Source organism: Arthrobacter sp. ZGTC131, assembly GCF_002929275.1.
Lineage (GTDB): Bacteria > Actinomycetota > Actinomycetes > Actinomycetales > Micrococcaceae > Arthrobacter.
This window is the reverse complement of record NZ_PJIK01000010.1, coordinates 1-19,436: the sequence shown is the minus strand read 5'-3', so window position 1 is coordinate 19,436 and position 19,436 is coordinate 1. Positions and strand designations below refer to the sequence as shown.

Annotated in this window: 15 protein-coding genes; 13 read left to right on the top strand and 2 right to left on the bottom strand. The window is 64.9% G+C overall.

Annotation, left to right across the window (positions count from 1 at the left end; translation table 11 throughout):
- Positions 1-60 precede the first annotated feature (60 nt).
- Both nadE and CXQ90_RS13310 read right to left on the bottom strand, forming a co-directional pair.
- Complete coding sequence (gene nadE, locus CXQ90_RS13315) at positions 61-915, bottom strand: ammonia-dependent NAD(+) synthetase (RefSeq protein WP_104139779.1); 855 nt, start codon at positions 913-915, stop codon at positions 61-63.
- Positions 916-990: 75 nt separating this feature from the next.
- Positions 991-2,013, bottom strand: coding sequence for a LacI family DNA-binding transcriptional regulator (locus tag CXQ90_RS13310; RefSeq protein ID WP_258064528.1), 1,023 nt, complete (start codon positions 2,011-2,013; stop codon positions 991-993).
- A 223-nt stretch (positions 2,014-2,236) separates the two neighbouring features.
- On the opposite strand from CXQ90_RS13310, the gene CXQ90_RS13305 reads away from it, so the two are divergent.
- The 13 genes from CXQ90_RS13305 to uidB all read left to right on the top strand — a co-directional run bounded on the left by CXQ90_RS13305 (position 2,237) and on the right by uidB (position 19,290).
- Entirely contained in the window at positions 2,237-3,091 is an 855-nt protein-coding gene (locus CXQ90_RS13305; protein WP_104140004.1) for a sugar phosphate isomerase/epimerase, read from the top strand.
- Positions 3,088-4,098 carry a Gfo/Idh/MocA family protein gene (locus tag CXQ90_RS13300; protein WP_104139776.1) on the top strand — a complete coding sequence of 337 codons (1,011 nt, stop codon included), beginning with the start codon at positions 3,088-3,090 and terminating at the stop codon, positions 4,096-4,098. The genes CXQ90_RS13305 and CXQ90_RS13300 overlap by 4 nt, the downstream gene beginning before the upstream one ends.
- Before the next feature lie 243 nt (positions 4,099-4,341).
- Positions 4,342-5,868 (top strand): ABC transporter substrate-binding protein, encoded by a 1,527-nt coding sequence (locus CXQ90_RS13295; RefSeq protein ID WP_104139775.1) that lies wholly within the window; start codon positions 4,342-4,344, stop codon positions 5,866-5,868.
- Between the two features lie 7 nt (positions 5,869-5,875).
- Positions 5,876-6,817 carry an ABC transporter permease gene (locus tag CXQ90_RS13290; RefSeq protein WP_104139773.1) on the top strand — a complete coding sequence of 314 codons (942 nt, stop codon included), beginning with the start codon at positions 5,876-5,878 and terminating at the stop codon, positions 6,815-6,817.
- Positions 6,814-8,658: a dipeptide/oligopeptide/nickel ABC transporter permease/ATP-binding protein gene (locus CXQ90_RS13285; RefSeq protein WP_104139772.1), complete on the top strand. Its 1,845-nt coding sequence runs from the start codon at positions 6,814-6,816 to the stop codon at positions 8,656-8,658. Before CXQ90_RS13290 ends, CXQ90_RS13285 begins: the two co-directional genes overlap by 4 nt.
- Positions 8,655-9,530, top strand: a complete 876-nt coding sequence (locus CXQ90_RS13280) for an ATP-binding cassette domain-containing protein (RefSeq protein WP_104139770.1) — start codon at positions 8,655-8,657, stop codon at positions 9,528-9,530. Before CXQ90_RS13285 ends, CXQ90_RS13280 begins: the two co-directional genes overlap by 4 nt.
- 72 nt (positions 9,531-9,602) lie before the next feature.
- Positions 9,603-10,439, top strand: coding sequence for a sugar phosphate isomerase/epimerase (locus CXQ90_RS13275; RefSeq protein ID WP_104139769.1), 837 nt, complete (start codon positions 9,603-9,605; stop codon positions 10,437-10,439).
- Positions 10,440-10,480: 41 nt separating this feature from the next.
- Complete coding sequence (locus CXQ90_RS13270; protein ID WP_104139767.1) at positions 10,481-11,647, top strand: Gfo/Idh/MocA family protein; 1,167 nt, start codon at positions 10,481-10,483, stop codon at positions 11,645-11,647.
- A gap of 128 nt (positions 11,648-11,775) precedes the next feature.
- Positions 11,776-12,837, top strand: a complete 1,062-nt coding sequence (locus CXQ90_RS13265; RefSeq protein ID WP_104139766.1) for a LacI family DNA-binding transcriptional regulator — start codon at positions 11,776-11,778, stop codon at positions 12,835-12,837.
- 86 nt (positions 12,838-12,923) lie between these two features.
- Positions 12,924-14,330, top strand: coding sequence for a glucuronate isomerase (gene uxaC, locus CXQ90_RS13260; protein WP_104139764.1), 1,407 nt, complete (start codon positions 12,924-12,926; stop codon positions 14,328-14,330).
- Positions 14,327-15,766 carry a mannitol dehydrogenase family protein gene (locus CXQ90_RS13255; RefSeq protein ID WP_258064527.1) on the top strand — a complete coding sequence of 480 codons (1,440 nt, stop codon included), beginning with the start codon at positions 14,327-14,329 and terminating at the stop codon, positions 15,764-15,766. Before uxaC ends, CXQ90_RS13255 begins: the two co-directional genes overlap by 4 nt.
- Before the next feature lie 211 nt (positions 15,767-15,977).
- Positions 15,978-17,801 carry a beta-glucuronidase gene (gene uidA, locus CXQ90_RS13250; protein WP_104139763.1) on the top strand — a complete coding sequence of 608 codons (1,824 nt, stop codon included), beginning with the start codon at positions 15,978-15,980 and terminating at the stop codon, positions 17,799-17,801.
- A gap of 52 nt (positions 17,802-17,853) precedes the next feature.
- A complete protein-coding gene (gene uidB, locus CXQ90_RS13245; protein WP_104139761.1) occupies positions 17,854-19,290 on the top strand; it encodes a glucuronide transporter in 1,437 nt (478 codons plus the stop codon).
- Positions 19,291-19,436 lie beyond the last annotated feature (146 nt).

Below are 19,436 nucleotides of genomic sequence, written 5' to 3'. Positions count from 1 at the left end.
CCGACGGCGGCCGGCGGCTTCCCGGTCAAGGAGGCCCCGCCGTCGTGGTTCAAAGCGTGGTCAGAGCCCGGCCCTGGGCTCCTCCGGACCCTCGTGCTTCCACCAGGTGTCGAAAATGCTGACCGGGACTGTCCGTTTGTGCCGGGTGCGGAGGTACTTCTGCTCGATGGATTCGGCCACCGTGTCCGGGACCTCGCGGCCCTCGAGGTAATCGTCGATCTGGTCGTAAGTGATGCCCAGTTCGTCTTCGTCCGTGCGGCCGGGCCTGCCGTCGAGGAGGTCTGCCGTGGGGACCTTCTCCCAGATCCGGGCCGGGGCGCCGAGCTCCGCGAGGAGTGCCCTGTTCTGGCGCTTGTTCAGTCCGAACAGCGGCAGGATGTCGGCCCCGCCGTCGCCGTACTTGGTGAAGAACCCGGTCACGGATTCAGCGCCGTGGTCCGTGCCGATGACGACGTAGTTGTGCTCGCCGGCCAGGGCGTACTGGGCGATCATGCGGGTCCGGGCCTTGGTGTTGCCCTTGTGGAAGTCGGAGATCCCGTTGCCCACGGTCTTTTCGAACTCGTCCTCGAACCCGTCCACGGCCGCGGAAATGTTGAACGTCCATTCGGTCTTGGCCTTGATGAAGTCCAGGGCGGCCTGAGCGTCATCCTCGTCATGCTGCACGCCATAGGGGAGGCGAACGGCCACGAAGTTGGCGTCCACGCCTTCGGACTCAAGCTCCTCGACGGCGAGCTGGGCAAGCCGCCCGGCCAGTGACGAATCCAGGCCGCCGGAAATGCCCAGGACGAAGCCCTTGGTGCCGGTGGCCTTGAGGTACTCCTTCAGGAAGGTGACGCGCTTGCGCACCTCCCCTGCAGGATCGATCCGGGGCTGAACGCCCATTTCTTCAATGATCTTGGCCTGGAGTTCGCGCATGTGACCCAGCCTAGTCAGCGTCGTCGGGAACACTCAACTGCATTGCCGCGACGGGCGGAATGCGTCGCGCCTCACCTACGGAACGCGCGCCGGCCCGGTGGAACCGCGGATGGTGAGGTGGGTCGGCATGACGGCAAGCCGCCTGCTGGGACCGCCCTGCAGCGGATTCAGTTGGGCCAGCAGCATGGAGACGGCCACCCGTCCCGCCTGCTCGATGGGGGAGGCGATTGTGGTTAGCGGAGGGTTGCAGAAGTCCGCGCCGAAGATGTCATCGCACCCGAGGATGCTCATGTCCTCCGGCACGCGGATGCCGCGTTCACGCAGGCGCTGGAGCATGCCGATGGCGATCAGGTCGTTGAACACGATGCAGGCTGTCACTCCGCTGTGCACGGCGGCGTCCGCGGCGGCGGCGCCCGACTGCGTCTTCGGCGCAAACGGTCCCAGTTTGCGCACTTCCACGCCGCGTTCCTCGGCCGCGTCGGCCAGCGTCGTCCAGCGCCGCGTGCTGGACTGCGACGTCACAGGCCCGGCCATGTAGGCGATGCGCGTGTGGCCCAGCGAGATGAGGTGGTCGAGCCCCTGGCTAGTAGCGGACGGGGTGTCGATCAGGACGGCGGGGACTCCGGAAACGTCGCGGTTCATGGTGACCATGGGCATCTTTGCCGCCGCGGCCAGCAGGGCTTCGTCGCTGAGCCTGGAAGCGGCGACGATGATTCCGTCAGCACTCTTTCGCAGCTGTTCCATGGTGCTGGCCTCCACCTCGTCCGATTCCTCCGTGTCCACGAGCAGCTGCGTGTATCCAGCGGCCTTGAGCTGGAGCTGCGTGCCCCGGATGAGGTCGAAGTAGAAGGGGTTGGTGATGTCCGGGACCAGCACTCCGACTGCGCCTGTGCGTCCCGAGCTCAGGGCCTTGGCCTGGTTGTTGGGGATGTAGCGGAGCTCGGCCGCAGCCGCCTCGATCCGCAGGCGCGTCCGTATGTTGACCCGATCCGGCGTGGACAGGGCCCGGGAAACGGTGGAGGCCGCCACGCCGCAGAGCGCCGCGATGTCGTGGATGGTCGGCGGGCGGTCCACTGACGATGGTTGCGTCGTCGCCACGGCGCTCCTTTCTGAACGTGATGACCGGGCCGTGGCGGCCAGGGGATGACCGGTCTGTGACTGCCGCCACAAGCCGGTTAGCAAAGAATGCCACAGGCGGCCAAGGCTTGGCAACCGGTTGTCATTATTCGCCAGGGTGGCTAAGCTTGGGCAGACACCGTTTGTGAACTGTGTCACCGTGCCGGAGCTGGAAAAGCACGCGCGGTGGCAGCGAACCCAGGAGATCCGCGTGAGCAAAACACCAACCACCGTCTGGCAACTCTCAGGCTTCGGCGACGAAATTGATCCGGATCCGGCAGTGCAGGCCGCCGTGCTGCTGGCCTTGGGGGCCAGCCACATCGAGGTGCGGAGCGCCTGGGGCACCAACGTCTCCGAGCTGGAACCGGAACAGGTTGCCAGGCTCAAGGAGATCCTCGACGAAAAGGGCCTCAAGGTATCAGCAGTGGCCAGCCCCATCGGCAAGGTGGATGCGAGCCTGCCGGTGGACCACGAGTTGCAGCGCCTCCGCCAGGTCATTTCCGTGGCCAAGGGTCTGGATACGAAATACATCCGCATCTTCTCCTTCTACCCGGCAGAAGGCCAGTCCGCTGACGACTTTCGGACGGGCGTCCTCGTGCGCATGGGTGCGCTGGCAGCCGTGGCCGAGGAATTCGGCGTCGTGCTTCTGCATGAGAACGAAAAAGGCATCTACGGTGATACGCCGGAGCGCGTCCTGGACATCATGAAGACCGCAGACTCACCGGCGCTCCGCGTCGCGTGGGACAACGCCAACTTCGTCCAGGTGGGCGTGAAGCCCTACACCGAGGGCTACGCCATGCTCCGCCCGTATCTCGAGTACTTCCAGGTCAAGGACGCCCTGTCCAGCACCGGCGAGGTGGTGCCGTCCGGTGAAGGTGACGGCGAGCTCGACGCCACCATCGCCGCCCTCAGGGCGGACGGCTTCAGCGGGTTCGCCTCGCTGGAACCACACCTGGCCAGCGCCCACGAACTGGGCGGCTTTTCGGGACCGGCGGCCTTCGGAACCGCGGCCCGCGCCTTCGCTGCGCTCGCTGCGAAGAACGGGGTTGAGCTCTCTTGAGCACGACGGCGGCGGTTATCGGCTGCGGCGACGTCTCGTCAGTGCACTTCGAGGCGATAGCAAAGCTCGACGGCGCCACGCTGGTTGCCGTCTGCGATTCAGATCCGCAGCGGCTGGCTGCCGCGGTGGCCGCCCACGGCGTCCCCGGCTTCGCTGACCACCTCAGCCTCATCGAGGCGGTCCGGCCGGACGTGGTGCACATCTGCACCCCGCATGACCAGCACGCATGGGTGGCCGCGGACTGCCTGGAGCGCGGCGTCCACGTCATCGTGGAAAAGCCGCTGGCCCACACCCTGGCCGAAGGCCGGCGGCTGGTGGAAGCTGCCTCGGCCGGCCGGGCGAAGATCGCCGTGTGCTTCCAGAACCGATACAACGCCACGGCACAGGCCATGCACGCGCTGCTGGCGTCGGGCGAGCTGGGGGCCGTGGTCGGGGCCTCGGCAACAGTGATGTGGCAGCGGTCAGCCGAGTACTACGAAGACCGGCCGTGGCGGGGGACCTGGGCCGGGGGCGGCGGCGGGCTGATGATGAACCAGGCCATCCACACCGTGGATTTGCTGCAATGGCTGGTGGGTGACGTCGCGACCGTCAGCGGCAGGGCCTCCACGCGCTTCCTGGCCGGCGCCATTGAGGTTGAGGACACGGCGGAATTCGTTGCGGAGCACGCCAACGGCGCCCGGAGCGCGTTCTACGCCACCTTGGCCAACGCCTTTAACGCACCGGTGACGCTCGATGTGGTCACCGAGAACGCCGTCCTTAGCCTGCGCGGCGACCTGACAGTCACGTACGCAGACGGGCGCGTGGACGTCATTCCTGAGCGCACCAGCGACTCCGGCGGCCGGTCATACTGGGGTGTCTCCCACGAGTTGTTGATCAACGACTTCTATGGCCGGCTGGACGAGGCGGAGCCGTTCTGGATCAGCCCCGCAGAGGCCGAAAAATCGCTGCGCATCATCAAGGACGTCTACCGGCAGAGCTACCCGGAATTGGCTGGCAAAGTGTCCTGACCGGGGCCTGCAGTGGCGCTCGGGGAGCCTCTGACGGCGTCTTGGACAGCAACCGGTTGCAACCAGTCCGCTCGCGCCCGAACTACCTACTCCGGTATAAAAAAGAAACAATGCAACATTTTTGACAATCGGTTGCCAAGCAAGGCAACAGTGCGTACTGTGAATCTCACAAGGCGGATGTGGCGCACGCCACACTTGCTTCATTTCGCAAGTCTCACGTTCCACAGATTCAAGGAGCCAACAATGAAGTTAGGTCCCAAGGCGGCAGCAGCCGCCCTCGTACTCAGCGCCTCGCTGGCGCTCACCGCATGCGGCGGGGGCGCCGGAGCGGGCACGAACGCCGGCGCTGCCCCAACATCACTTACCTTGGGCACTCTCCGCGACATCACTTCCTGGGATCCTGCCCAGGCCCACGTCGGCCATGCCCTGCAGCCGTACCAGGCCGCGTATGACACCCTCATCCTGCGCGAACCGGACGGCAAGCTCAGCCCGATGCTGGCCACCGCGTGGAAGTACAACGACACCAACACCAAGCTCACCGTGGATCTCCGGACTGACGTCACCTTCAGCGACGGTGCCAAGTTCGACGCTGAAGCTGCCAAGGCCAACCTTGATCACTTCAAGAAGGCAAATGGTCCCCAGATGGCCCAATTGGCTTCTGTGTCCGACATCGCCGTGGTGGACGAGGACACCATTGATATCAACCTCACCGCCACCGAGCCCGCACTGGAGTACTTCCTGAGCCAAGCAGCGGGCCTGATGGGAAGCCCCAAGTCCCTGGGTACTGACGCCATCAAGACCGTCCCGGTGGGCTCCGGCCCGTACGTGATGGACAAAGCTGCCTCAGTGAAGGATTCGCAGACGGTCTTCACAGCACGGGATGGCTACTGGAACAAGGACCTCCAGAAGTACAAGAAGTTGACCCTTAAGATCCTCACCGATCCCACAGCCCGGACAAACGCCTTGGTTTCCGGCCAGGTTGACGCCACCCTCCTGGACCCCAAGAACGGCAAGCAGGCCGAGGGCGCCAAGATGAAGCTTGAAGCGAACCAGGTGGACTGGTCCGGCTTGCTCCTCCTGGACCGAGACGGAACCAAGAACCCCGCTCTGGCCAACGTCAAGGTCCGCCAGGCCATCAACCACGCATTCGACCGCAAGACCATCCTGGACCAGGTAATGCTCGGCCAGGGAACTCCCACCTCCCAGCCGTTTGGCAAGGACAGCGGTGCGTGGACTGAAGAGCTCGAAAACTACTACAGCTACGATCCCGCCAAGGCCAAGCAACTCTTGAAGGAATCCGGCTTCGAAGGCAACGTGACTATCGACGTCCCCACCCTTCCAGGAGCTGAAACCCTGATCTCCGTCCTCCAGCAGCAGCTCGCGGACGTCGGAATCACCCTGAAGCCGGGCGCCGCGATCACCAATACCTTCACGGCGGACGTTGCGGCCCAGAAGTACCACGCAATGTTCTTCAACCTCTTCCAGGGTGAGCCAACGGTTGCGATTGACCAGATCGTCTCCACCAAAGCCCTGTACAACCCCTTCAAGAACACCGCCCCGGAGCTCGAGGCAAAGATCCAGGCTGTGCGCACCGGTGGCGAAGAGGCCGGCACGCTGGCCCAGGACGTCAACAAGTATGTGGTAGAGCAGGCCTGGTTCGCTCCGCTGTTCCGCGTCAACCAGATGTATTACCACAACGACAAAGTGAACGTCACCCCGCAGGCACAGCAGGCCGTTCCGTCCATCTACAACTACTCGCCTGCCAAGTAGGAACCCCATGATCAAGTTCATTGCGAAAAGGCTGGGCAGTGGTCTGGTGGTGTTGTTCGTAGTTTCGGCGCTCACCTTCACCCTGCTGTACACCTCCAGCGGCAGCATCGCCCGGAACATCCTGGGCGACCAGGCCACCCCTGAACAGGTTGCCTTTAAGGAACAGGAGCTGGGACTCGACCAGCCCCTCGTAACCCGTTACTTCGCCTGGTTGGGCGACGCCCTCTCAGGAAACCTTGGAGCTTCGTGGTTCACCTCGGAGCCGGTGGCCAGCTCCCTGGCTACACGTATCCCGGTGACCATGACGATGGTTTTCACCGCAATGATCCTGATCGCCATCTGCGCAGCACTGATTGGTGTTGCCGCAGCCGTCAAGCGCGGCTGGGTGGACAGGGTAGTCCAGGTGGGCGCGATCGTTGGCGACTCCATCCCGGGGTACGTGATCGGTGTGCTCCTGGTGACCATCCTGGCCATCCAGCTGGGCTTCTTCCCGGCCACCAGCACCATCTCTCCTGAAGTGGGTCCGGAGGCTTGGGTCTACTCGATGACCCTTCCGGTCATCGCCCTGTTGATCAACGGCGTGACTGGCGGCGCGCAGCAGATCCGCAGCGCCGTGATCAAGCAGCTCGAGCGCGATTACGTCCGGACACTGCGCAGCCGGGGCATCGGAGAGCGCGAAATCCTCTTCAAGCATGTGCTGCGCAGCGCGGCACCGGCAGGCCTGACCGTTTTGAGCCTGCAACTGATCGGCATGCTGGGCGGCGTGGTGATCATCGAGCAGATCTTCGCCCTTCCAGGAATGGGACCGCTCGCGGTCACCGCCACCGGCCAGTCCGATCTTCCCGTGGTCATGGGAGTGGTCATGTACACCGTGGTGGTGGTCATCGTGGTGAACCTCCTGGTGGACATCCTCAATGGTTGGCTCAACCCGAAAGTGCGTGTGTCATGAGCGATTCCGTAGAAACAGCGGCCGTTGCCGCCCCCGTTCCGACGGGGCAGAGCGGCACAGTAGTCCGTTCCACTGTGATGCGCCGCCTCATCAGGAACCCGATGGGCATCGCCTCGCTGGTGATCCTGGGGTCCATCGCCTTGTTGGCCATCTTCGCCCCGGTCCTGGCCCCGTTCGAGGAAAACTTCGCGAACATCACCAAGACCCTGGCGCCTGCAGACTCGGTGAACATCCTGGGCACGGACAGCGCCGGACGCGACACCTGGAGCCGCCTGCTCTTCGGTGCGCAGCTCACGCTGTTGTCCGCAATGCTGTGCGCCGGTGTTGCCATCGCCATCGGCCTCCCAGCTGGCCTGATCGCCGGCTACTACGCCGGGAAGTTCGAGGCCGTCTCCAACTGGGTGGTCAGCATCCTCATGAGCCTGCCGGGCCTGATCGTGCTGCTCACCATCCGCGCAGCGTTCGGACCCTCGGTATGGATTTCGATGATCGCCTTCGGCGTCCTCATCAGCCCGTCCTACTTCCGCTTGACCCGCACCGCTGTCCAGTCGGTGCGCAACGAGCTTTATGTCGATGCAGCGCGTGTGTCCGGGCTCTCCGACTGGAGCATCATTGCACGCCACATCTTCTCCGTGATCCGTGCACCCATCATCATTCAGACCGCAGCCATTGCTGGCGTGGCCATCGCGATCCAGTCCGGACTTGAGTTCCTGGGGCTCGGTGATCCCACCAAGGCAACGTGGGGCGTGATGCTCTCCGAAGGCTTCAAGAACGTCTACCTGACCCCCACGCTGCTCTTCTGGCCCGCCCTCGCCATGGCGCTCACTATCGGCGGCCTGGTGCTGCTCGGCAACGCCATCCGCGACGCGTTGGAAGACGGCGAAAAGATCAGGCACCGCAAGAAAAGGGCAACGCTGGAAGGCACGACGGCGGCGCCCGCCGCCGGGCGCCCGTCCCGTAAGGCTGTGGCCGCCGTCGACGCCGGAACCGAGCACCACCTGGTGAAGGTGACCAATCTCGGCGTCGGCTACCCGCAGGCTGACGGCTCCGTCAAGAAGGTGGTAGACGACGTGTCCTTCCACGTGGACCGCGGCGAGATCCTGGGCATCGTGGGTGAATCCGGCTCGGGCAAGTCCCAGACGGCGTTCTCCATCCTGGGCCTCCTGCCGGACAACGCCCGGATCGTGGGCGGCGCCATCCAGTTCGATGGCAGCTACACCGTTGCCCCGGGCGAGGAGCGCGTCAACCAGGACAGGCTGTCCAAGCTGCGGGGCAAGCGGATCTCCTACATTCCGCAGGAGCCCATGAGCAACCTGGACCCGGCATTCACCATCGGCTACCAGCTGGTCACGCCCATGGTGCGCGTCCTGGGGATCTCCAAGGAGGAAGCCCGCAAGCGTGCGCTGAAGCTCCTGACCGACGTCGGCATCGTCAACCCGGAACGGACGTTCAGCGCCTACCCGCACGAAGTCTCCGGCGGCATGGCACAGCGTGTTCTGATCGCCGGCGCCATCAGCTGCGAGCCGGACCTGGTGATCGCTGATGAGCCCACCACGGCTTTGGACGTCACGGTGCAGGCCGACGTGCTGGACCTCCTGCGCGAGCTCCAGCAGCGCCTGAACATCGGCATCATCCTGGTAACCCACAACTTCGGTGTGGTGGCGGACCTTTGCGACCGCGTGGCCGTGATGCAGAACGGCCGGCTCGTGGAGGAAGGATCCGTCCGCGACATCCTCCGCAACCCGAAAGAGCAGTACACCCAGACCCTCCTGGCGTCGATGCTTGAAGGCAAAACCCCCATGTCCATGCTTGTATCCAGCCAGAAGGAGCCGGTCGCATGAGCACCACGCAGAACGCCCCGCTGCTGACAGTGGACAACCTCTTTGTGGAATACCCCAGCAAGAAGTTCCGGGCCAAGCCGTTCCGGGCCCTGACGGATATCAACATCACCATCGGCCAGGGAGAGACCCTTGGCCTGGTGGGGGAGTCCGGCTCCGGCAAGACCACCCTGGGCCGGGCGGTCCTCGGCTTGGCCCCGGTGACCGGCGGCAAGATCACCTTTGAAGGCACCGACATCAGCCACGCTTCGCGCAAGCAGCGCCGGACTCTGAGCCGCGACCTCCAGGTGGTCTTCCAGGATCCGTACACCTCGCTCAACCCCGCCCTGGAGATCGGCGACATCCTCGCCGAACCCCTCGGCGTGCAGGGCATGGAACCGGCGGCCGCCAAAAAGCGGGTCAAGGAACTGCTTGACCAGGTGGGTCTGCCCTCGGACGCCATCCACCGCCTCCCGCGGGAGTTCAGCGGCGGCCAGCGCCAGCGCGTCGCCATCGCCCGGGCGCTGGCCCTCTCGCCCAAGCTCATTGTTTGCGACGAACCCGTCAGCGCGCTGGACCTGTCCACCCAGGCCCGCGTCCTTGACCTGTTCCTGCAGATCCAGAAGGACACCGGAGTTTCCTACCTGTTCGTCTCCCATGACCTTGACGTCGTGCGGCACATCAGCCACCGTGTGGCTGTGATGTACCACGGCGAGATCGTCGAACAGGGACCGGCCGAGGTAGTTACCCGCGATCCCGAGCACCCTTACACCCAGCGTCTCCTGCTGGCGTCCCCAGTACCCGATCCGGACCGGCAGGAACAGCGCCGGGCGGACCGCCACCGACTGCTGGAAAGCCAGCGGCATCAGATTGAGCAAGCCGGCGCCCTCGCCTAAGGGCAGGCGCCGGATTTAACACAACAGGTATAACAACGGAGGAATAACGTGGCCAAAATTGGCGTACAAGCGATGATGCTGAAAGACAGCTTCACCGAACTCGGGGCGTTTGAAACGCTCCGCAAGGTCAGCGCGATCGGTTACAACGCCGTCGAAATTTCCCAGATCCCCATGACGGCCGAGAACGTAGCCGAACTGGACCGGGCCCGGACCGAGCTTGGCATGGATATGGCTGCCCTCTCGGTGGCTCTGGAAAAACCGGTTGGCCGTCCCGGTGACTCGCTCCGGGACGACTTTGGCAAGATCGTGGACGACGCCAAGCGGCTCGACTCCAAGCTTCTTCGGATCGGAATGCTGCCGTTCCCGGCGATGAAGTCGATCGGGGCAGTCATTGATTTCGCCAAGGAAGCCAACGGCTACGCAGAGCGCTTGCAGGAACACGGGATCGCCCTTTATTACCACAACCACCACATCGAGTTCGCGAAGTTCGACGGCAAATACATGCTGGACATCATCGCCGAGAACTCCCCGTCCATGGGGATGGAAATCGACGTGCACTGGGTCCAGCGCGGCGGCCTCGATCCCGTCCGGACCATCAACAAGTACGCCGACCGCACGGCCATGGTGCACCTCAAGGACTACCGGATCGGCGAGATGCCCGAGGCGGCCTTCGGAATGCTGCAGACCGGCGACTTCGCGGGCTTCATGCAGGAATTTAAGAACGTGGTCCAGTTCGCCGAAGTGGGCGAAGGCAACCTGGACTTCCCGTCCATCATTCCGGCCGCGCAGGCCGCCGGAGCCGAATACCTGCTGGTTGAACAGGATGAGCTCTACGGCCGCACCGTCTGGGATGCCCTGCAGACCTCGCACGACAACCTGGTGGCCATGGGCCACGCCGACCTCTTCTAAGACTTCCCAGACCCAGCACCAAAGAATACGGAGATTCACCAATGAGCAAGAAAGTACGCCTCGGCATCATCGGCCTGGGCCAGCAGGGCGGCGCCTACGCCAAGTTCATCACGGACGGCATGGTTCCCAACATGGAGATCGGCGCCATCTGCGACACCGATCCCGCGAAGAAGGAAGTTGCCTCGGCCACGTACCCGGACGCGCCTTTCTACGACGACTACATCGCCATGCTGGAAAGCGGCGACGTCGATGCAGTGGTCACGTGCGTGCCGCACTTCCTGCACCCGGAGATGGGCATCGAGACGCTCAAGCGCAATATCCACGCGCTCGTGGAGAAGCCGGCCGGCGTGTACACCAAGCAGGTCAAAGAACTCAACGAGTTTGCCGCGAGCAAGCCTGAACTGTCCTTCGCGATCATGTTCAACCAGCGCAACAACCCGCTGTACCGGAAGCTCAAGGAGATCGTCGAGAACGGCGAGATCGGGAGCATCCGCCGCACCAACTGGATCATCACCAACTGGTGGCGTCCACAGGGCTACTACAACTCCAGCGAATGGCGCGCCACGTGGGGCGGCGAAGGCGGCGGCGTCCTGGTCAACCAGGCACCGCACCAGCTGGACCTGTGGCAGTGGATCTGCGGCGTGCCGAAGTCCGTCTACTCCAAGGTTGCCTACGGCTTCCGCCGCGACATCGCCGTGGAGGACGAAGTCACCGCTGTAGTGGACTACGGCAACGGCGCCACCGGCGTCTTCGTCACCGCCACGCACGACCTCGTGGGAACCGACCGCTTCGAGATCCTGGGCGACCAGGGCAAGATCGTCGTCGAAAACTCCAAGACTGCCACCGTGACCCGGCTGGTAAGGCCTGAACAGGAGCTCAGCGACGGCATGGGCATGGAGGATGTCCGCAAGCTCTTCATGGGCGAGCTGAATCCTGAGGAGTACTACTCAACCGAAGTCATCGAGTTCGAATCCGTCTGGGGCGGCCAGCACGCCGGCGTCCTGGAGAACTTCGCCGCAAACATCCTGGACGGTACCCCGTTGCTGGCCCCGGGATCGGACGGCATCAACGGCGTCCGCCTGGCCAACGCGATCCACCTCTCCAGCTGGACCGGCACCGAAGTGGGCCTGGACTTCGACGAGGACGAGTTCCTTGCCGAGCTGAACAAGCGCATCGCGGACGAAGGCAAGTTCCCCGAGCGCTCCTAGCAACGCCGCCGGCAAGCACGCCTGCCCGGCAACCGCTGGCCAACTGAGTAGCAGTTAATGCCGTTTTGAGCCCTCAAAACGGCATTAACTGCGAGCTAGTTGGGTTGATTCATCGTTAGGATGGGGCGGTGACTGAACCCAGAACGCCCGATGTTGCCGCAACAAGAGCGCCAGCCAAAAAGCACGCCCGGGACGGCAAGCCCAATGCCACTATCTACGACATTGCCAAGGTTGCCGGCGTCAATCCGTCCACGGTTTCCCGGGCCCTCAGCAAGCCGGGCAGGGTCAGCGCCAAGACGCAGAAGCTCATCGAGGATGCCGCCGCCGAGCTGAACTACCAGGTCAATCCGTTCGCCCGGGCGCTCCCCACCGGGCGCACCAACACCTTCGGGCTGATCGTCGCGGACATTACCAACCCCACGTTCTTCGACATCATCCGCGGAGCGGAGACCACCGCCACGGTCCGGGACTACACCCTGGTGCTGGCCGAGTCCGCCGAGTCAGCGGTCACCGAGCTGACCGCCGCCCGCCGGATGATGGCCACCGTTGACGGCCTCATCTTGGCCAGCCCGCGCATGGACGACGACGACATCCGGACGCTCGCCCGGGACAAACCCGTGGTGGTCATCAACCGCGAGGTCGACGGCGTGCCATGTGTTGTTCCCGACGTGAACAAGGGCATCAGCGAGGCCGTCCGCAGCCTGGCCGCCAACGGCCACACAAAAGTTGCCTTTGTTGCCGGACCAGCTCAGTCCTGGATGTCCGCCCGCCGCTGGGAAGGCGTGCAGGCCGCCTGCGAGTGGTCCCGGCTGGAGGCCGTACGGCTGGAATCCACCAAACCTACGGTCGACGGCGGCAGGCAGGTGGCACGCGACGTCCGGGCCAGCGGTGCCACGGCAGTGCTGACCTACAACGACCTCCTGGCGATCGGTCTCATGCAGGAACTCCAGGCCGCCGGGATGGTGGTGCCGGACCAGATCAGCATTGTGGGGTTCGACGACATTTTCGGGGCGGATTTCACCACGCCTCCGCTCACCACCGTGCGCTCGCCGCTGGGGGAATGCGGCTCGGGCGCTGCCACTCTGCTGCTTGATCTCCTGCATGGCACGGGGGAGCCTGCCGCGACGCTGCGCGTCGAAACGGAGCTCGTGCTGCGGGGCTCGAGCGGACGATTGCTGCCCGAGGGGTAACCGTACCGAGCACTTTCGCCGCAACCCGGATGGCAATTTATGGCAACCGGTTGACAAAAGCCTGCGGCAGGCCCGACCATTGAGCTATGTCACAGTCGATTGCAGCCAACCCAGACCGGCTCCTGCCCGCGGATCCCGGAACGCGCAGCATTGCGCGCGACCTCCTGCAGCGCGTCCAGGACCTGCCCATCATTTCCCCGCACGGGCACGTTGACGCCGCAGTCATCGAGCACAACACCCCCTTCCCGGACCCGGCAGCGCTGCTGGTCAGCCCGGACCACTACGTCACCCGCCTGATCCACGCCAGCGGCGTCCCGCTGGACCGGCTGCGCGGCTCGAATGGCTCGGCACCGGACTCCCGCACCGTGTGGCGCGAGTTCTGCCAAGCCTGGCCGCTGTTCGAGGGCACCGCCTCCGGCTACTGGCTCCGCACCCAATTCGACAGCGTCTTCGGCCTCCAGCAGGAGATCAGCGCAGAAACCGCCGATGCCAGCTACGATGCCATTTCGGCCAAGCTGCTGGAGCCCGGTTTCCGGCCCCGCCAGCTCTTCAAGGACTTCAACATCGAGGTACTGGCCACCACGGACGACCCCTTGGACAGCCTCGCCAGCCACAAGGCGATCGCCGAGGACCCCACGTTCCACGGGCGGGTCCTGCCCACCTTCCGCCCGGACGCCTACCTGAACATCGCGCACCCCACATGGTCCGCGAACGTTGACCGGCTCATCGCGGCAGCGGGCGACGGCGCCACCGGCTACGCCGGCTACATCACTGCCCTGGAAAACCGGCGTCGTTATTTCGTGGAACACGGCGCAGTCTCTGCCGACCACGGCGTCCGCACTCCCGCAACGCTGAAGCTCGACGTCGGCGATGCGGCGAAGCTGTTCGACCGGGCCCGCTCGGGCCAGGCCACGGCGCAGGACCGCGAGGACTTCGAAGCCCACATGATGTACCAGATGGCGCGGATGTCCGTGGAGGACGGCCTGGTGATGACCATCCACCCGGGGTCGTACCGCAACCACCACGAACCCACCTTCAACGCCTTTGGCGCCGACACGGGCCACGACATCCCGTTCGCCGTCAACTACACCGAGGCGATCCGCCCGCTGCTGCAGGACTTCGGCACGGCCAAGAATTTCCACCTGGTGCTCTTCACCCTGGACGAGACCGTCTTCTCCCGCGAACTCGCGCCGCTGGCAGGCTTCTACCCGTCCGTCTACCTCGGCGCCCCGTGGTGGTTCCTGGACGCACCGGACGCCATGCTGCGCTTCCGCTCGGCCGTCACCGAGACCGCCGGTTTCTCCCGCTCGTCCGGCTTCATCGACGACACCCGCGCCTTCTGCTCCATCCCGGCACGGCACGATGCGTCCCGCCGGATCGAGGCCTCCTTCCTGGCCCGGCTTGTGGCCGAGCACCGCGTCAGCGAGGACCGCGCCCATGAACTGATCGTCGACCTCGTCGACGGCTCGCCCCGAAGGGTCTTCAAACTGTGAGCACCGAACTGCAAAATGCCCAAGCGGCAGAACCAGCCGTGGAACTTCCGCCACTTAGCCGCCGCCTGCGCCCGGCCACCAAGGCACCCGTGCGGATCGTCCACCTGGGGCTCGGCGCCTTCCACCGCTCGCACCAGGCCTGGTACACCCACCAGTCGGCCGACGCCGCGGACTGGGGCATCGCCGCCTTCACCGGCCGGCGCCCGGACGCCGCGCTGGCCCTGGCCGATCAGGAGGGGCTGTTCACCCTGGTGGAAAGGGCCGACGGCGGAGACTCCTTCACCGTTGTCAGCAGCATCGTTGAGGCCGTGGACGGCGCCGAGGTGCAGCGGCTGGCGGAGCTGGTTGCCGCTCCCGCCACCGCCGTCATCACCCTGACCATCACCGAAGCCGCCTACCGGCTCGGCGCCGACGGGCACCTCGACAGGACGGCGTCCGACGTCGTTGCCGACCTTGCGCTGCTGGCGTCAGGCAGTGGAAATCCGACGACGCCGCTGGGCCGGCTGGTGCTGGCCCTCGCCGCCCGCCGGGCTGCCGGGGCCGGGCCGCTGGCGGTGGTCTGCTGCGACAACCTTTCCAACAACGGCACCGTGGCGCACAACGCCGTGGTTGGCCTGGCCGGGGCCTGGGACGCCGGCCTGGCCGGCTGGATCGACGCCAACATCAGCTTCGTCAGCACCTCGGTGGACAGGATCACTCCGCGCACCACGGATAACGACGTTGCCGCCGTTCAGGCGGCTTGCGGCTACCGCGACAACTCGCCGGTGGTGGCCGAACCGTTCGCCAACTGGGTGCTAAGCGGGGAGTTCCCGGCCGGAAGGCCGCGCTGGGAAGACGCCGGGGCCGTGTTCGTGGCGGACATCGAGCCGTACGAGAACCGCAAACTCTGGCTCCTGAACGGCGCGCACTCGCTGCTGGCCTACGCCGGTCAGCTCCGAGGCCACACCACCGTGGCGCAGGCCTTGGCGGACCCGCTGTGCCTGCAGGCCGTGGAAAAGTTCTGGGATGAGGCGGAGGCGAACCTTTCCGGCCCGGACGGAAACGCTGGGGAGCTCCGGATCCCGGCCTACCGTGCCGCCCTGCTGGCACGATTCAGCAACGCCCGGATTGCCCACCACCTCGCCCAGATCGCGATGGACGGCAGCACCAAGCTGCGGATGCGCGCCGTTCCGGTGCTGCAGGCCGAGCGTGCCGAAGGCAGGTCAGGTTGGGCCGCGGCGCTCATGATTTCTGCCTGGATTGATTACAGCGCTGCCGCCACAGCGTTCCAAGACCCGCTGGCGGCCGAGGTGGCCGCGGCCAACCAGCTCGGCGGGCCTGAGCGGATCCGTGCCCTGCTGGCCCTGGTGGATCCGGCGCTGGCCGGGGACGCCGCCGTCGTGGACCTCATTGAAGACCTGTGCGGAACGTTCGGGGAGCCGGCTGTCTCCCCGTAACGTCCTTCGTGCATGCGCTGCTGCCCGGCTCCCGATCGCGGAGAGCCGGGCAGCAGCGTTTAATGAAAACTTCAACAAAAATAATGGCAACCGCTTGCCAAATGATTGCCAAGTGATTAGGCTTACAACAAGAGCAAGACCGGCGGCACCCCCGCCCCCAAGATTCTCCTCCCGGCTCAAACCCGCAAAGACGCGTAAGGACTTCGTCAAAATGCTCAAGCCCCAGGCAAACGAAACCCGTGAAATGGTCAACCTCGACGGCCTCTACCGCTTCCAGGTGGACTTCGACCGCGCGGGCCACCGGCAGGAATGGTTTAAGGCTCCGCTGGAGACCAGTCTCGAAATGGGTGTTCCGGCCAGCTACAACGACGTCTTCCCGGACAAGGCCATCCGCGACCACGTGGGCTACGTCTGGTACCAGCGCGAAGTGCGGGTTCCCCGCGGCTGGGCCGGGGAGCGGATCCACGTCCGCCTCGACTCCGCCACCCACGAGGGCATGGTCTGGGTAAACGATGTCCTGGTCGCCGAGCACACCGGCGGCTACATGCCCTTCAGTGCCGACATCACGGACCACGTCACCCCGGGGCAGGCTTTCCGGCTCACGATCTCTGTGAACAACGAACTCACCCAGGCCACCATCCCGCCGGGCAGCATCACTGTCACCGAGGACGGCCGCAGGCAGCAGAGCTACCTCCACGACTTCTACAACTACGCCGGGCTGCACCGCAGCGTCTGGCTCTACAGCACACCCGCCGTCACGGTCGATGACATCACCGTCGTGACCGGTTTCGAAGGCTCCACCGGCACCGTGGACTACACGATTGCGACCACCGGCGGCAGCGGCAGCGAAACGGTGACCGTTTCGCTCAAGGATGCTGACGGCACCGAAGTCGCCACGGCAGAAGGCGCCGACGGCGCCCTGGCGATCAGCGACGTCGTGCTCTGGAAGCCCGGCGCGGCGTACCTGTACAGCCTGACGGCTGAAATTCACGACGGCGGCAGCCTGCAGGACACGTACACCCTGCCGGTGGGCGTGCGGACCGTTGAGGTCAGCGGCAAGGAATTCCTCATCAACGGGGAACCCTTCTACTTCACCGGCTTCGGCATGCACGAGGACCATGTGGCGATCGGCAAGGGCCACAGCAACGCCCAGATGGTCAACGATTTCCAGCTTCTGGACTGGGTGGGCGCCAACTCGTTCCGCACGTCACACTACCCGTACGCCGAGGAGGTCATGGAGTTCGCGGACCGCCACGGCATCGTGGTGATCGACGAAACCGCCGCAGTGGGGCTACACCTCGGCTTCGGCGCCGTCTTCGGTGGCATCGCCAAAAAGACGTACGTCGACGGCGGGGTGGACGCTAACACCGCCGCGAACCACCGGCAGGCCATCGCGGAACTCATCGCCCGCGACAAGAACCACCCCTCGGTGGTGATCTGGTCCATCGCCAATGAGCCCAACGGCTCGGAGGAAGGCGCCCGCGAATACTTCCAGCCGCTGGCCGAACTTACCCGGCAGCTGGACCCGACCCGTCCCGTGGGCTACGTCAACGTCATGTTCGACACTCCGGACAAGGAACTGCTGGGCGACCTGTTCGACGTCATCATGCTCAACCGCTACTACGGCTGGTACCTGAACAACGGGGACCTGGAAACAGCGGAGCAGGTCCTGGAAAAGGAGCTGCGGGAATGGGAAGCCAAGTACGGCAAGCCCATGATCATGACCGAGTACGGGCCGGACACCATGCCCGGCTTCCACTCGATTTACCAACAGCCCTGGAGCGAGGAATACCAGGCCGCCTTCCTGGCCATGTACCACCGCGTGTTCGACCGCGTCGATGCCATGGTGGGCGAGCAGGTCTGGAACTTCGCGGACTTCCAGACCTCCAACGGGATCATGCGCGTTGACGGCAACAAAAAGGGTGTCTTCACCCGCGACCGCCGCCCCAAGCCCGCCGCCTTCGCGCTCCGCCAGCGCTGGACCGCGCTCGCCGGAGTCAAGAGCGGCAGCGACAAAAAAATTACCGCACCCTAGCGTTTCACCATTTTCGCCGGCTCAGGCCGGCCCCGGGTAAAGGAGCCCACGCATGAAAAAGCTGAACAAGCTGAGCATCATCGGCTATGGCGCCGGCGACGCCGCCAATAACCTGGCCTTCACCACGGCAACCATGTTCCTGCTCGTCTACTACACGGACGTGGCCGGCATTTCGGCGGCCGCCGCAGGCACACTGCTGCTTGCGGTCCGGATCTTCGACGCCTTCGCCGACGTCTTTGCGGGGCGGGTGGTAGACCGGGCCTTCAGCAAGCGGTTCGGCAAGTTCCGCCCCTTCATCATGTTCGGTTCGATCCCGCTGCTCCTGCTCAGCGTGGCCACCTTCTCCGTTCCGCAGATCGGCGAAACGGGTACCCTGCTGTACGCCTACGTCACGTACGCGGCCCTGGGTCTCGCCTACAGCCTGGTCAACATTCCTTACGGTTCGCTAGCCGGAGCCATGACCCAGGACCCGGGGGAGCGGGCCAAGCTCGGGTCGGCCCGCATGATCGGCGCCCTGCTGGTGGGCTCCGCCCTTGGCATTTTTGTGGCGCCGCTGATCAAGCCGGGGGCCGACCTCCAGGGAACCTTCACCACCATCACCCTGGTCTTTGTGGTGATCGGGGCGGCGCTCTACTTCTTCACCGTGTTGACAGCCAAGGAACGCGTGCACCGTGCCGTTCCCAACGTCACCTTCAAGCAGAGCATGGACACACTCAAGGGGAACAAGCCCCTGCTGATGCTGTGCCTGAGCTCCTTCTTCTTCCTGACCGGCTACCTCGCCCTGACGTCCGTGCAGCTGTACTACCTGCGGGACGTGCTGCACCGGCTGGACCTCTACCCGGTGCTCTCCATTACGCAGCTGGTCCTGACTTTCGTGCTGGCGGGCTTCATGCCGAGGCTGGTCCGGAACTTGGGCAAGAAGAAGGTCTACATCTACTCCGCCCTCCTCACGGTGGTCGGCGGCACCGTCATTTTCCTCACCCCCGCCAGCCAGGTGTGGATCGGATTTGCCGGCCTGGTGCTGAGCCTGATGGGTGTGCTCGCGGTAAACATCGTGGTGTGGGCCCTTGAAGCGGACACCGTGGAATACGGCGAATGGAAGACCGGCGTCCGCACCGAAGGCATCACCTACGCCCTGTTCTCCTTCACCCGCAAGACCGGCCAGGCCGTGGGCGGCGCACTTGCCGCCTACGCGCTGGCACTGGGCGGCTACAAGTCCGGCGCGGCGCAGTCAGCGGAGGCCATCTTCGGCATCCAGGTGGCCGCCGGCGCCCTGCCCGCGGTCATGACCATCCTCGCCGTGCTGGTGATGTCCAAGTACAAACTCACGGACGCGATGCACGCCACGATCCTCGCCGAGATCACGGCACGCCGGGTAAGCGGCGATGCCCCCAAAACGTCCGGTGCCGCCGGCGGGCAATCCGAGGCCAACGCAGACGGCACCGGAACGGCCACTTCGGCGAAGTCGCTCGCCGCGCCCGCCAACTGACCCTGCCCGCCGAACCCCGAACTCTAAACCCCTGAACCAGTCCCTCCGAAAGGACCTGTTGTGAAAATCATTGCTGCGGAAGTGTTCGTGACGAGCCCGTCCCGTAACTTCGTGACCCTCCGGATCACCACCGAGGACGGGGTGAC

Bases quoted from the DNA above. Each gene is read 5' to 3' on its own strand.
- uidB (WP_104139761.1), top strand. From the start codon at position 17,854: ATGAAAAAGCTGAACAAGCTGAGCATCATCGGCTATGGCGCCGGCGAC.
- CXQ90_RS13280 (WP_104139770.1), top strand. From the start codon at position 8,655: ATGAGCACCACGCAGAACGCCCCGCTGCTGACAGTGGACAACCTCTTT.
- uxaC (WP_104139764.1), top strand. From the start codon at position 12,924: ATGTCACAGTCGATTGCAGCCAACCCAGACCGGCTCCTGCCCGCGGAT.
- CXQ90_RS13290 (WP_104139773.1), top strand. From the start codon at position 5,876: ATGATCAAGTTCATTGCGAAAAGGCTGGGCAGTGGTCTGGTGGTGTTG.
- CXQ90_RS13275 (WP_104139769.1), top strand. From the start codon at position 9,603: ATGATGCTGAAAGACAGCTTCACCGAACTCGGGGCGTTTGAAACGCTC.
- CXQ90_RS13285 (WP_104139772.1), top strand. From the start codon at position 6,814: ATGAGCGATTCCGTAGAAACAGCGGCCGTTGCCGCCCCCGTTCCGACG.
- nadE (WP_104139779.1), bottom strand. From the start codon at position 915: ATGCGCGAACTCCAGGCCAAGATCATTGAAGAAATGGGCGTTCAGCCC.
- CXQ90_RS13270 (WP_104139767.1), top strand. From the start codon at position 10,481: ATGAGCAAGAAAGTACGCCTCGGCATCATCGGCCTGGGCCAGCAGGGC.
- uidA (WP_104139763.1), top strand. From the start codon at position 15,978: ATGCTCAAGCCCCAGGCAAACGAAACCCGTGAAATGGTCAACCTCGAC.
- CXQ90_RS13295 (WP_104139775.1), top strand. From the start codon at position 4,342: ATGAAGTTAGGTCCCAAGGCGGCAGCAGCCGCCCTCGTACTCAGCGCC.